Raw genomic sequence first — 13,084 nt, forward strand, 5'->3', positions numbered from 1 at the left:
TAGCTAAACTCATGACCGGAGCCCGTACTATCGTGACGGTTCCCCTCACCCGAAAGGACGCGAGTGATCCCGAACCGGCCACGAGGCCTGCACGGCCAGACCGTCGAGCTGCTCGCCAGCCGGATCCTGTCCAACGAGTTCGCCGAGGGAACGGTCCTCGACCTCCCCGCGCTCCGCGCCGAACTGGACGTCAGCCTCACCGCGCTCCGCGAAGCACTGAAGGTCTTGACCGCCAAGGGAATGATCGACGCCCGCCAGAAACGCGGCACCTTCGTCCAGCCCCGCACCCGCTGGAACATGCTCGACGCCGACGTCATGCGCTGGCAGACCGCGGCAGCCGCGGCCACCGACCCCGACCTCTTCGACGAGCTCACCGAGGTCCGCGCGGTCGTCGAACCCGCGGCCGCCCGCATGGCCGCCGAGCGCGCCGACGCCGCGGACCTGCGCGCGCTGGCCGACGCGCTGCGCCGCATGGGCGAGGCCGGCTCGGACCTCGACGCGATGGTCGCCGCGGACCTCGAATTCCACCGGCTGCTGCTGGCCGCGACGCACAACAACTTCCTGCTGCAGATCGAGCGGGTGATCGCGATCGGGCTGGCCGAGCGGGACAAGCTCGTGCACGGCACCGCTCAGGCGGACGACCCGGTGCCCAGTCACCAGGCGGTCTACAACGCTATCGCGGCGCGCGACCCCGAGGGCGCCGAGACCGCCATGCGCGCGCTGGTCGACAAGTCGAGCGCGGACCTGAAGCAGGCCAAGCGCGGCCGGTGAACGAGACTCACGAGTCGAAGACCACGCGGCGCAGCTGCCAGAGCTGGAACCCGGCCAACGCGATCGCCGAAACCGCGCCCAGCACCATGGCCGCGACGAACTGCGCCGGCCCCGAAGTCGCCGTGCTCAGCACCGCGTACCCGGCGAGCACGAACAGCAGCGGCGCGACGGCCGCGACAATCGCGGGCGTCACCGCCACCCGTGCGAGATGCCGGCGTGAAAGCACCGCCGCGACCGCGAACCCGAAGGCCGCCACCAGCAGGCAGGCGCCGATCGTGTCGCTGAAGCGATGCCACCCGAGCGAAACCGTCGCTGCCGAAACCCAGGCGACCCCGAAACCACCCGCGATCAGCACGAACGACCGGAACCGGCGCGGCAGCACGATCGCCAGCGCGACCACCACCGCCATGGCCGCCGTCACATGGCCGCTGGGGAAACTGTTGTGCGAGGCCACGCGATGCTCACCCAGGTCAGGGCGTTCCAGCACGTAGAGCTTGAGGATCTGCGAAACCACCACCGGACCGGTCAGCGCGATCAGTCCGGCGACGCCGAGTGAGAAACGGCGGCGTACCAAGGAGATCAGCACGATCGACACGCCGGCCGCGCCGAGCAGCACGATCATGTCCACCTGGCGCAGCGGCTGCGACCAGTCCGATGTGGACTGTCCGAGCTGGGCGTTGCGGACCGCGCCGTTCTCCACCTGCTGGCCGCTCGCCGTGTGGACGAAGAGCAGATACGCCGCGACGAAGGCGAGTGCGAAACCGGCCGCGCCGCCGAGCAGCGCGAGTGAACGGGAGACCGAGGGGGCCGTGATGGCGTGTTTGGGTGCGGAAGCCGTGCTCCTGTTTTCCAAGGTGAGGACCATGACACCGACTCTGCAAGGCGGAGTTAGTGATCACGTCCGCGCATTGTCATGGTTTCGCTACAAGATCGGCCTGAGTCGCGAATTCGGCAAAACATCCGAATAATGGCCGCTGTGGCAGTGGTTTTGGTGATCGAAGACGACCCGGCGATCCGGGAAGGGCTGGAACTGGCCCTGCGCCGTCAGCAACACGTGGTCTATACCAGTGAATCCGGGGAACTCGGGCTGGAAACCCTCAAGAGCGCGCAGCCCGACATCGTCGTGCTCGACCTCATGCTGCCGGGCATCGACGGGTTCGAGACCTGCCGCCGGATCCGGGCCTCCGGCGAGGTGCCGATCATCATGCTCACCGCGCGCAGCGACGACTTCGACGTCGTCGCCGGGCTCGAAGCGGGCGCGGACGACTACGTGGTCAAGCCGATCGAGCCGCGGGTGCTCGACGCGCGCATCCGCGCGGTGCTCAGGCGCGCGGTCGCCGAACGGCCGCCCGCCGACCAGCCCGCCACGGAGAAGCACGGTGACCTGGAGATCGACCGGGCCGGGCTGCTGGTCACCAAGGCAGGCGAGCCGGTGCCGCTGACGCCGACCGAGCTGAAGCTGCTGCTGGAGCTGTCCCGCACGCCCGGCCAGGTCTACAGCCGCCAGCAGATACTGGCGGCCGTGTGGGATCACGACTACCTCGGCGACTCGCGGCTCGTCGACGCCTGCGTACAGCGGCTGCGCTCGAAGATCGAGGACGTGCCGTCGCACCCTGAGCACGTCCAGACCGTCCGGGGCTTCGGGTACCGGTTCGGCAAGTCGTGATCACGGTCAGGCAATGGGTCTCGGGACTGCGGCCCAGGCTGGTCGCCGCGTTCGCGATGATGACGATCGTCGGCGCGGTGGCGGCGTCCGGCGCGATGTACCTCTCCGCGCGCACCAGCATCCTCAAAGGGGCGCAGGACCCCGGGATGGAGCAGCTCAACGACCAGGTCAAGGCGTTCCTGCCCAGGCTGGAAGTGCCACCGTCGACCGAGACACTCCGGACCTTCGCCGGGACACTCAAGACCAACGCCGTGATCGTCTACAAGAACCAGCGCTACGGCTCCGGGCCCGCGATCCAGGAACTGCCGGGCGACCTGCGCACCCAGGTCGCGGCGAGCACCAGTACCCAGTTCCAGCGCGTGGTCGACTCGAGTGGCTCTGCCGTGGTCTTCCTCGGCATCCCCGTGCTGCAGCGGGCCGCGGACGGCACGGTCAAGCACACCGGGATCGAGGCCTACGCGCGCATGCCGCTCAGCACCCAGCAGGCCGCGATCGACGAGCTGGCCAGCCAGGCGTGGCAGACCGCCGCGCTGGCGCTCCCGCTGGCCGTCGCGCTCGCGCTGCTCGCCGCGCGCCAGGTGCTCCGGCCGGTGCGCGCGCTCAACACCGCCGCCCGCGAGCTCGGGCACGGCAACCTCGACGTCCGGCTGGAGCCGAAGGGGTCCGACGAGCTGGCCGAGCTGGTCAGCACGTTCAACACCACCGCGGCCGAGCTGGACAGGACGGTCGGCGAGCTGCGCGCGATGGAGGCCGACGCGCGGCGGTTCGTCGCCGATGTCTCGCACGAGCTGCGCACCCCGCTGGCCGCGATGAACGCGGTCACCGACGTGCTCGACGAGGACGCCGCGCAGCTGCCGCCGGACACCGCGGTCGCGGCCAGGCTCGTGTCCGAGGAGACCAAACGGCTCACCCGGCTGGTGCAGGACCTGGTCGAGATCTCCCGGTTCGACGCGGGCCGCGCCGAGCTCGTCGCCGACGAATGGGAACTGGCGACCGCGATCCGCGACACACTGGAGGCCCGCGGCTGGCGCTCCGGCACCGGCCTCGTGCTCGACCTGCCCGAGGGGATCACCGCCTGGGTCGACCGGCGGCGCCTCGACCTGATCGTGGCCAACCTGGTCGGCAACGCGCTGCGCCACGGCAGGCCGCCGGTCGAGATCGCGCTGCGCGGGGACGAGCGGGAGGTGCGGATCGAGGTGACCGACCACGGGCCCGGCATCGAGCCGTCGATCCTGCCGCATGTGTTCGACCGGTTCACCAAGGCCGACAGCGCACGCGCGCGGTCGGAGGGCAGCGGGCTCGGCCTGGCCATCGCGCAGGAGAATGCCCGGCTGCACGGCGGCGTGATCGAGCCGTCCAACACCGGGAGCGGCGCCAGGTTCGTGCTGCGGATTCCCAGGAGGCACCCATGAAACGGCTGGTCGTGGCGCTCGCCTTGCTGCTGTCCGGCTGCGGCGTCCAGGCGACCGGCGCGGTCCCGATGGGCCCGGCTCCGACCTTCGTCCCGCGCGGGGAGACCTCCGGGCTCGCCCCCGCCGACCTGGTGCTCTTCTTCGTGGTCGACGGCCACATCCAAGGGGTCGCGCGGCCCTCGAACGGCCGCAACTCGCTCTCGACCGCGCTCACGCTGCTGCTGAAGGGACCGGACGCCGAGGAGATGAAACGCGGGATGGTCACCTTCCTGCCCACCTCGAGTGGCTCCGTCGCCTACGAAGTCGCCGACATGCTGACCCTCAAGCTGCCGTTCGCGCTGAAAGGCCTGACCCCGCTGGCCACCAGCCAGCTCGCGTGCACGGCGCTGACCGCGCTCAACGTGAGTGGCATAGGGACCGCACGGCCCGATCTCGTCACGCTGAGCGGTGCGGACGGCGCGGTCACCCAACGCGGATGTGACGGATAAGCTCCGTCACCAGTACGTTTCCGCCAAGTACCGGTTGATCCTTCTCCTACGCCGTCGGGGGATCTCTGCCCGCGTAGTGACTTCTGAAGGAGAACCATGGCCGACACTGTGGACGCCGGCCTGCGGCGCACCATCACGCTGCCGCAGGCACTGAGCATCTCGTTCCACCAGATCGTCGGCGGTGGCGTGATCGCGCTGACCGGCGCGGCCATCGCGATCACCGGCACCGGCGCGCCGGTCGCGTACCTGATGGCGGCGCTGACGGTCATCCTCTGCTCGATCCCGTACGCGGCGGTCGGCAGCGCGCTCCCGGTGACCGGGGCACGCTACAGCTACGCGGCGCGGCTCATCGGCCCGTCGGCCGGGTACCTGACCATGCTGCTGGCGGTGATCGTCACGACCCAGCTGAGCCTGATGGCGCTCACCGCGGCCGAATACGTGCACGCGCTGTCGCCGTCGATCCCGGTCGCGCCGTTCGCGCTCGGCCTGCTGACCGTGTTCTTCGTGGCGAACCTGTTCCAGATCAGCTTTTCGAACCGGCTGGGCCTGGTGCTCGCCGGGATCATGCTGGTGGCGTTCGGCGCCTACGCGATCACCGGGATGAAGCAGGTCCGCTGGTCGGCGGTGACCGAGGTGGCGCCGAACGGCGTGGGCCAGCTGCTGGCCGCGGCGGCGCTGCTGACCTTCGCCACCAACGGCGGCACCTACGTCGCCGAGATGGGCCGTGAGATGAAACGGCCGGGCCGTGACATCCCGCTGGCGATCATCGGCGGCACGGCGGCGGCCGCGATCCTGTACTTCCTGATGGCGCTGCCGTCCGTGGCGATCCTGCCGGTTTCGGAGACCGCGGGGCAGCCGATGACGGTGGTGGCCAAGCACATCCTCTCGTCGGGCTGGTTCGCGTTCTTCGTGCTCGGCGGCGCGGTGGTCTCGGTGATCGGGCACATCAACGCGCTGATGATGGCCGCCACCAGGCCGGTGCTCGCGGCCATCGGCGACGGCTGGTTCCCGCGCCGGGCGGGCGCGCTGAACCGCTACGGGACCCCGCACTGGCTGCTGTTCGGGCTGTACCTGATCGGGATCGCGCCGGTCATCGGCGGGTTCAGCATCGAAGCGCTGGCCGGTGCGGCGTCGATCGCCGAGATCGTGGCACTCGCGGTGATCATCACGGCGTCCTTGCGGCTGCGCAAGCGTTTCCCCGCCGAGGAGGCCGCGGCCCCGTTCCGGCTCAAGCCGCTGGCGCACCGGGTGCTGGTCGGGATCGGGCTGTGCGTGCTGGCGGTGGAGGCCTGGGTGCTCGGCAAGCAGCTGACCACGTCGATCGCGGTCGCGCTGATCGCCTGGCTGGCCGGTGGCCTGGTGTGGTGGGCGGTGCGGCGCAAGCGGGTGTCCACGAGACATGCCCTAGGGTTCGAGGGTGAGACGCAAGCTCCAGCCGCCGTTACCGCAGCGGCACGGCCTGGACCCGGCCCGGCTGAAGATGCCGGCTGAGGGTCCCTGGCTGACCCTGCGCGAGCACCTGGTCGAGCGGCTGCCGCGGCTCGATCCGGCACGGCTCGACGAGATGCTGGAACTGGGCGGGATCGTCGGGCTCGACGGCCCGCTCGGCCCGGACGCGCCGTTCGTGCCGAACTCGTTCATCTGGTTCCACCGTGACCTGCCGGTCGAGGTGCCGGTGCCGTTCGACATCGGCATCGTGCACCGCGACGAGCACCTGCTGGTGGTCGACAAACCGCATTTCCTGGCGACCATCCCGCGCGGGCAGCACATTCTCGAAACCGCGCTCGTGCGCTTGCGTCGCTCGCTCGATCTGCCTGCGCTGAGCCCGGCGCATCGGCTGGACCGGGTCACCGCCGGTCTGGTGATGTTCGTGATCACGCCCGCGCATCGCGGCGCGTATCAAAACCTGTTCAAAGACCGCGTGGTGCGCAAGGAATACGAGGCGATCGCGGCATACGACCCCACGATCCCCTTGCCGACGACCGTGCGCAGCCGGATCGTCAAGGAGCGCGGCGTGATCACCGCGTACGAGGTGCCCGGCGAGCCCAACGCGGAAAGCCGCGTCGAACTCCTGGAGCACCGCGGTGACCTGGGGCGTTACCGGCTGACGCCGCACACCGGGCGCACCCATCAGCTGCGGCTGCACATGAGCGGGCTCGGGCTGCCGATCGTCAACGACGACTTCTATCCGGTGCTCCACGAGACGCCGCTCGACGATTTCTCCAGCCCGCTGCAATTGCTCGCGAAGACGCTGGAATTCACCGATCCGCTCACCGGGGAACCCCGCCGGTTCGAAAGCCGCTCGACACTTTCCGCGTGGCCCGTGTCAGCGCCACGTTGAGTGGGTACTTCGTTTCCATGGCACCGCACTGGAATGGACGAGTACAGGACCCGCGTCCGCCGGTCAGGCCGGGCAACGCCTTCGATGTGCGGCTGCCTGCCGAACCCCGGCAGCTGGCGCTGCTGAGGACGGTGACCGAAGGCGTGGCCGAGCGCGCGGGGTTCGCCCCCGACGGCATCGCCGACCTGAAGATGGCGGTGGACGAAGCCTGTTCGCTGCTCATCACGGTCGCCAGCCCGCTCGAGGCGCTGCGGTGTCGATTTCGGACACTCGGGGGCGAGGTGCGCGTGACCGTCACGGCGCCGACGCTGTGGGCGGCGGACACCACGTCGTTCGGCTGGCGCATGCTGAAGACGCTCGCGGGCTCGCTGTTCGCGAACCTGAGCCCGCCGCTCGCGCGGATCGAGTTCACGCAGCACGCGTCGTCGTGAGTGGGACACCACCTGAAACTGGGGGTTGGCCGTGCCCCACCCACGACTGATCGACGACCGGGCCGCGGGGTGCTCACGCAGGTCCTCGCCCGTCCGGGACTAATTTACTAACTATCACCACAGCCGGGCAAGAATTTTGATCTTTCCTGAAAAGACTTGTCATTTCACGCTGGGTGTGCGAGGCGGTCACAGGTCTACCATGTTCCAACTGTGGACTGGGCTGCCGTCGAAGCAGTGCGGGAGGCCCCGCTGGGCGACCCGGCCTTCGATGACGAAGCCGGCCACGGTGTCGTGCGGAAACTGCGCGGCGTGCGGTACTCGGTCGGCGACAACATCGACGTCGAAGGCCAGTGGACTCGCAGCGGCACACCGGGCCTCGGCCATCGCTTGCCGGTTGAAGACGCGAGCGTGGTGGCCAGGCTGCGCCGGGCGGGCGCCGTCCTCACGGGACGGACGCGTGTCGACGAACTCGCTTGGGGCGTCACGACTCCCGGCTGCGCCCATCCGCTCGACCCACGCCGGAACGCGGGCGGGGCCAGCGGCGGCGCGGCGGTCTCGGTCGCCGACGGCACGGCCGCACTGGCGCTGGGCACCGACACCGGCGGCTCGCTCCGCGTCCCGGCCGCACTCTGCGGGGTCGCAGGCCTGCGCCCGACGGCGGGCACGGTCTCGCGGCGCGGCGTCACCCCGCTCGCGCCCTCGCTGGACACCGTCGGCCCGCTCGCGCGCACGGCCGCCGAGTGCCTGGCCGCGTACCGCGTGCTCGGCGGGATCGTCACCCCGGCGCCCGAGAACGTCGACGGCCTGCGGGTCGGCTGGCCGGGTCACCTCTGGGAACACCACGTCAGCCCTGCCGTCGCGGCGGTGCTCGCGCACACCGCGGCCGGCTTGCGGGCGGCCGGGGTCGACCTCGTGACGATCGCGCTGCCGCTCGCCCGGTCACACGCGCAGGCGGCGGCCTCGGTGATCACGCTGGCCGAGGCCGCGGCACTGTGGTCCGGGCCGCTCGCCGGGCAGCCGGACGGCCTGACCGAGCCCATGTCCGCGCTGATCCGCGAGGGCGCCCTGGTGTCCACAACGGACTATCTGCGCGCGCTGCGAGTGACGGCCGCCGTCCGCCGTGAGCTTGAGGAAGTCCTTTCGCGGCAAGGGCTTTCGGCGTTGCTGGTGCCGACCGTCCCGGTCACCGCCACCTGGGAGGACGCGACGTCCGTCTCGGTGAACGGTCACGCCGAGCCACTCGAGTCGGCGTACACGCGGCTCACCGCGCTCGCCTCGGTCACCGGCCACCCGGCGCTCAGCGTGCCGGCGGGCACCGACGGCGACGGCCTCCCGATCGGCGCCCAGCTCATCGGCCCGCCACACGGCGAAGCGGCACTCTGCCTACTAGGCAGCGCCATCGAGCGCCCGTTGAGGTTCCCCCGATAGGTATCTCTTCTCAATACTTAAGAAGCACTCAGGTAGCTGCCCTAAGATCACGAATCGTGGCCAGGACAGGCGAAGACGAGCGGGTGACCGCACTGGCGATCGCGGCCGGCCGCGGCGACCGGAAAGCACTCGAAGCCTGGGTACGGGCCACGCAGGCGGACGTGTGGCGCTTCCTCGCCCATCTCACCGAACCCCGCTCGGCCGACGACCTCACCCAGGAGACGTACCTCCGCGCGTTCCAGAGCCTCCGCCGGTTCGCGGGCCGGTCCTCGTCGCGCACCTGGCTGCTGTCGATCGGCCGTCGCGTCGTCGTCGACCAATACCGCGCCGCGAGCGCCCGCCCGAAAATCTCCGGGCACACCGACTGGGAGACCGCCGCCGAGCGCCAGGCCCCGCGCGGCTCCGGCTTCGAGGACCTGGTCGAGCTCGGTCTCCTGCTCGACGCGCTCCCCCAGGACCGCCGCGAGGTGCTGGTGCTGACGCAGGTGCTCGGCCTCTCCTACGACGAAGCCGCCGAGGTCTGCGGCTGCCCGGTCGGCACCATCCGCTCTCGCGTGGCCAGGGCCCGCGAAGACCTGCTCTCCGCCACGACCGCACAGGCCAACGACGCGATGTGATATCTGAACATCTGATCATGTGTTGACCCTTGAAACGATGGCGGATGCGGCGTTCACTGAGTGACGTGCATATCCCCGACGGATACCTGAGCCCCGCGACCTGCGCCGTCGGCTACGCGGTGGCGGTGCCCGCGCTGGCGGTGGCCGTGCGCAAAGTGAAGACCGTCGTCAAGACGCGGCAGGTGCCGACGCTGGCGATGTTCTCCGCGGTCAGCTTCCTGGTGATGATGTTCAACATCCCGATCCCCGACGGGACCACCGCGCACGCGGTCGGCGCCGGGGTGATCGCGATCGTGCTCGGGCCGTGGGCGGCGATGATCGCGGTGGCGGTCGCGCTGCTCTTCCAGGCCTTGCTCTTCGGCGACGGCGGGGTGCTCGCGTACGGCGCCAACGTCGCGAACATGGCCGTGGCCATGCCTTTCGTGGCGTACGGCCTGTACAAGCTGATCTCCGGGAAGTCCGAGCTGACCAGCCCGCGCCGGGTGCTCGCCGCGGCGGTCGGCGGATACGTGGGCATCACCGTGGCCGCGCTGCTGACCGGCATCGAACTCGGCATCCAGCCGGACCTGTTCCACGACGCGGCGGGCGCGCCGCTGTACTCGCCGTATCACCTGTCGCAGACGATCCCCGCGATGCTGCTGGCGCATCTGCTGGTCGCCGGGTTCGCGGAGGCCGCCCTCAGCGGCGGGGTCGTCGCATACCTGCAGCGGGCGAACCTGCCGTTGCTGCGGACCAACGAATCCGAGCTGAAGCGGCCTTGGGTGGGATGGGCCGCGATCGGGACCCTGGTCGTGCTGACACCGCTGGGCTTGCTGGCCTCGGGCGAGGCGTTCGGGGAGGACGCGCCGGAAAGCGCCAGGGTCTGGACCACGATCCCGTTCGACGGCTACGACTTCGGCGGGCCGCCCTGGCTGGCGTACGTGGTGTGCGCGGTGATCGGGGTGGCCGTGGTCGGGGCGACGGTGTTCCTGATCGGCAAGGTCAGGACCAGGCGGTGACGACACCCGCCTGGCTGCTCGAACGCGAGCCCGCGCTGTGCCCATGCGGCTGTATCGGCAAGCGCGCCAAGGGTTCCTTCGTCGAGAAGACGTTGAAGGGTGGCGCGAACCTGTTACGGCAAATGCTGTTCTCGGAGGATTTGGCGCGGCACAACGGTTTCCTGCAACGCCTCGATCCCCGATCGAAGATCGCTGCCGTCTTCGGGCTGCTCATCGCGGTGGGCTTCACACACAAGCCGTGGCTGCTCGCCGCGTTCTACCTGGCGACGCTCGGGCTCGGCGCGCTGTCAGGGTTGCCGGTACTGTTCTTTCTGAAGCGGGTATGGCTGTTCGTGCCGATCTTCACCGGAATCATGGTCCTTCCGGCGACACTCAGTCTCGTCACGCCCGGCCGGATCGTGCTGACGCTGTGGCACTGGAACGGTCACCCGCAGGGTTTCACCGCGCAGGGCCTGAACTCGGCGCTGCTGATCGTGCTGCGGGTGGCGGTCTCGGTCTCACTGGTGATCTTGCTCAGTTCCACGACCTCGTGGCCGCGCCTGCTCGCCGGCTTGCGCGGCCTGGGCGTGCCGAGGATGTTCGTGCAGATCGTCGGGATGGCGTACCGGTATCTGTTCCACCTGCTCACGGCCGTCCTGGAAATGTACGAGGCACGCAAAGCACGCTCAGCGGGCAGGCAGCGGCACGATCGGGCGGCGCGCCGGTTCGTCGCGGCTTCGGCGGGGGCGATACTCGGGAAGGCGCACCACATGGCCGAAGAAGTCCACCAGGCCATGGTTTCGCGGGGTTACCGTGGCTGAACCGTTGCTGCGCTGCGAAAACCTGCGCTTCGCCTACCTCGACCGGTTCACCGCACTGGACGGCGTCTCCCTCGAAGTCCACGCGGGCGAGCGGCTGGCACTCCTCGGCGCGAACGGCTGCGGCAAGTCGACGCTGCTCAAGATCCTCGACGGACTGCTTTTCCCGGATTCGGGCCGCTACACGGCTTTCGGCCATGAGATCACCGAAGATCTGCTGGAGGACGAGCAGTTCTCGGCCGCGTTCCGCGGGCGGGTGGGCTTCGTGTTCCAGAACTCCGACGCCCAGGTCTTCTCCCCCACGGTCGCCGAGGAAGTCGCGTTCGGACCGTCACAACTCGGGCTGGCCTCGGTGGAGACCAGGGTCGCGGACGTGCTCGCGATGCTCGGGATCACCGACCTCGCCGACCGGACCCCCTTCCAGCTTTCGGGCGGCCAGAAGAAGAAGGTCGCCATCGCGAGCGTGCTCGCCATGAACCCCGAGATCCTCCTGTTCGACGAGCCGACGGCCGCACTCGACCCGCGCAGCCGCCGCTGGCTCATCGACCTCATCGAGCAACTCGCGGCCGCGGGCAAGACGATCGTGCACGCCACACACGACCTCGACATCCTCCCGCGCATCGCGGACCGCTGCGTGGTGTTCGGCGAGGACCACCGGATCGCGGGCTCGGGCTCCCCGCACGACCTGGACCCAGCGTTGCTGACCCAGGTGAACCTGGTCGGCTGAGGCTTGGGTCGTGAGTGGTATGGCCGGTTCTAACCGGCCTAAACACTCACGAGATGTTGTCGGCGAGCCAGTCGTGGATCCGGGCCGCGACGACCTGCCAGGCCGCGTGGTGCAGCAGCACGTCGTCATGCCCGGCCGACTCGAGCACGAAGTACTCCGACCCGAGCACCGTCGCGAGTTTCTCCTGCGAGGCGGGCGCGCACATCCGGTCCTTGCCGCCTGCGACCACCAGTGACGGCACGTCGAACGCGTCGAGGTCGACCTCGAGTGAGCTCGTCGCCGCCTGGCGGACCGCGACCGGTGACTCCGCGGTCAGCAGCCGGGTGTAGCGGCGTGCCGAGACCTCGTCGAGCGAGGTGAAGAAGAGCTCGCGCGCGCGGGCCAGCGGGAGCGGCGGGACCAGTTGCTTCATGTCGACGGGGAACTCGCCCGCTTCGGACGGCTCGCCTTCGCCGATGCCGGCGGGGAGGACGGGAGTCAGCAGTACGAGCCCGGCGACGGCGTTCGAGGTCGCGTAGGCCATGGACGCGGCCGCGCCCATGCTGTGGCCGACCAGCAGTGGCGGGCCGTCCGCCAGTGACGAGACGATGGCGATCTCGGTGGTGACGTCGCCGATGCCGCGCTTGAGAAAGGTTTCAGCGTCGGTCTTGCGGGAGCGGCCGTGGTTGAACCAGTCGAAGGCGAGGCACTCCCAGCCGCGGTCGGCGAAGAACGGCAGCAGATGGTCGAAGCTCCACGACGCGTGCTGGCCGCCGTGCACGAAGACGAGCGGCGGCCTGCCGGGGGTCTCCTCGTCCGGCCGCGCGTGGATCACCCACACGCCGTCCTGTTCGTATTCCTCGACCGCCATCTGCCATCCCCTCGGTACGCGCTTCGTGCGCTCCAAGCCTAGGGGTCGGATGCTACGTTCGGGTGGATTGTCGCGAGCGAGCTGCGGACCAAGCTCATGTCGGACGGCTCGATCGGCGTGTCGCAGTGCGCGCAGACGGTCTTGGGCTCGAGGATCTCGCCGCAGGCGTGCCGCCAGACCGTGGGCGGCGGCCCCTCGGTGACATGCCGGTCGCCCCAGTGCATCAGCTGCACCAGGACGAGGTTGAGCGAGCGGCCCGCCTCGGTGAGCACGTACTCGAAGCGCGGCGGGCGCAGCTCGTACTGCTTCTTCTCCAGCAGCCCGGCGTCGACGAGCTTGCGCAGGCGGGTGGCGAGGATGTCGCGGCTGGCGCCGGTGTTGTGCGCGATCTGGTCGAACCGGCGGACGCCGAAGAAGACCTCGCGCAGCGCGAGCAGGCTCCAGCGCTCACCGACGACCTCGAGCGCGTTCGCGATCGAGCATTCCCTGGCTTGTTTCGCCATCCCCCGACTCTAACCCGAGTCGGTCTTGATTTCCAACCGAGGTGGTGCGACCGTT

General features: G+C 69.7%; 15 protein-coding genes. 12 read left to right on the forward strand and 3 right to left on the reverse strand.

The window, feature by feature from the left end; all coding sequences use genetic code 11:
* Positions 1-63: 63 nt before the first annotated feature.
* Positions 64-771, forward strand: a complete 708-nt coding sequence (locus ACFV15_RS14965; protein ID WP_378350979.1) for a FadR/GntR family transcriptional regulator — start codon at positions 64-66, stop codon at positions 769-771.
* 7 nt (positions 772-778) lie between these two features.
* Here the strand turns inward: ACFV15_RS14965 and ACFV15_RS14970 are convergent, their stop codons facing one another.
* Positions 779-1,636, reverse strand: coding sequence for a phosphatase PAP2 family protein (locus ACFV15_RS14970; RefSeq protein ID WP_378350981.1), 858 nt, complete (start codon positions 1,634-1,636; stop codon positions 779-781).
* 111 nt (positions 1,637-1,747) lie between these two features.
* On the opposite strand from ACFV15_RS14970, the gene ACFV15_RS14975 reads away from it, so the two are divergent.
* The 11 genes from ACFV15_RS14975 (at position 1,748) to ACFV15_RS15025 (ending at position 11,676) form a co-directional block, all read left to right on the forward strand.
* Positions 1,748-2,437: a response regulator gene (locus ACFV15_RS14975; protein ID WP_378350983.1), complete on the forward strand. Its 690-nt coding sequence runs from the start codon at positions 1,748-1,750 to the stop codon at positions 2,435-2,437.
* A 56-nt stretch (positions 2,438-2,493) separates the two neighbouring features.
* Positions 2,494-3,849 (forward strand): ATP-binding protein, encoded by a 1,356-nt coding sequence (locus tag ACFV15_RS14980; RefSeq protein WP_378351038.1) that lies wholly within the window; start codon positions 2,494-2,496, stop codon positions 3,847-3,849.
* Positions 3,846-4,337, forward strand: coding sequence for a hypothetical protein (locus ACFV15_RS14985; protein WP_378350984.1), 492 nt, complete (start codon positions 3,846-3,848; stop codon positions 4,335-4,337). Before ACFV15_RS14980 ends, ACFV15_RS14985 begins: the two co-directional genes overlap by 4 nt.
* A gap of 96 nt (positions 4,338-4,433) precedes the next feature.
* Positions 4,434-5,828: an APC family permease gene (locus ACFV15_RS14990; protein WP_378350986.1), complete on the forward strand. Its 1,395-nt coding sequence runs from the start codon at positions 4,434-4,436 to the stop codon at positions 5,826-5,828.
* On the forward strand, positions 5,755-6,678 hold the full coding sequence (locus ACFV15_RS14995; protein ID WP_378350988.1) for an RluA family pseudouridine synthase: 924 nt from the start codon (positions 5,755-5,757) through the stop codon (positions 6,676-6,678). The genes ACFV15_RS14990 and ACFV15_RS14995 overlap by 74 nt, the downstream gene beginning before the upstream one ends.
* Before the next feature lie 17 nt (positions 6,679-6,695).
* Complete coding sequence (locus tag ACFV15_RS15000; RefSeq protein WP_378350990.1) at positions 6,696-7,109, forward strand: ATP-binding protein; 414 nt, start codon at positions 6,696-6,698, stop codon at positions 7,107-7,109.
* A gap of 210 nt (positions 7,110-7,319) precedes the next feature.
* Positions 7,320-8,537, forward strand: a complete 1,218-nt coding sequence (locus tag ACFV15_RS15005; protein ID WP_378350992.1) for an amidase — start codon at positions 7,320-7,322, stop codon at positions 8,535-8,537.
* A 53-nt stretch (positions 8,538-8,590) separates the two neighbouring features.
* Positions 8,591-9,154 (forward strand): sigma-70 family RNA polymerase sigma factor, encoded by a 564-nt coding sequence (locus tag ACFV15_RS15010; protein ID WP_378351039.1) that lies wholly within the window; start codon positions 8,591-8,593, stop codon positions 9,152-9,154.
* A 44-nt stretch (positions 9,155-9,198) separates the two neighbouring features.
* The gene (cbiM, locus tag ACFV15_RS15015) at positions 9,199-10,152 is read left to right on the forward strand and encodes a cobalt transporter CbiM (protein WP_378350994.1); all 954 of its coding nucleotides are present in this window, start codon (positions 9,199-9,201) and stop codon (positions 10,150-10,152) included.
* A complete protein-coding gene (cbiQ, locus tag ACFV15_RS15020; protein WP_378350996.1) occupies positions 10,149-10,952 on the forward strand; it encodes a cobalt ECF transporter T component CbiQ in 804 nt (267 codons plus the stop codon). Before cbiM ends, cbiQ begins: the two co-directional genes overlap by 4 nt.
* On the forward strand, positions 10,945-11,676 hold the full coding sequence (locus ACFV15_RS15025) for an energy-coupling factor ABC transporter ATP-binding protein (RefSeq protein ID WP_378350998.1): 732 nt from the start codon (positions 10,945-10,947) through the stop codon (positions 11,674-11,676). The genes cbiQ and ACFV15_RS15025 overlap by 8 nt, the downstream gene beginning before the upstream one ends.
* A gap of 46 nt (positions 11,677-11,722) precedes the next feature.
* Here ACFV15_RS15025 and ACFV15_RS15030 read toward each other — a convergent pair whose 3' ends face one another.
* Both ACFV15_RS15030 and ACFV15_RS15035 read right to left on the reverse strand, forming a co-directional pair.
* Positions 11,723-12,526: an alpha/beta fold hydrolase gene (locus ACFV15_RS15030; RefSeq protein ID WP_378351000.1), complete on the reverse strand. Its 804-nt coding sequence runs from the start codon at positions 12,524-12,526 to the stop codon at positions 11,723-11,725.
* A gap of 38 nt (positions 12,527-12,564) precedes the next feature.
* Positions 12,565-13,029 carry a winged helix-turn-helix transcriptional regulator gene (locus ACFV15_RS15035; protein WP_378351001.1) on the reverse strand — a complete coding sequence of 155 codons (465 nt, stop codon included), beginning with the start codon at positions 13,027-13,029 and terminating at the stop codon, positions 12,565-12,567.
* Positions 13,030-13,084: the final 55 nt, after the last annotated feature.

This window comes from Amycolatopsis sp. NPDC059657 (genome assembly GCF_042734395.1).
Taxonomy (GTDB): domain Bacteria; phylum Actinomycetota; class Actinomycetes; order Mycobacteriales; family Pseudonocardiaceae; genus Amycolatopsis.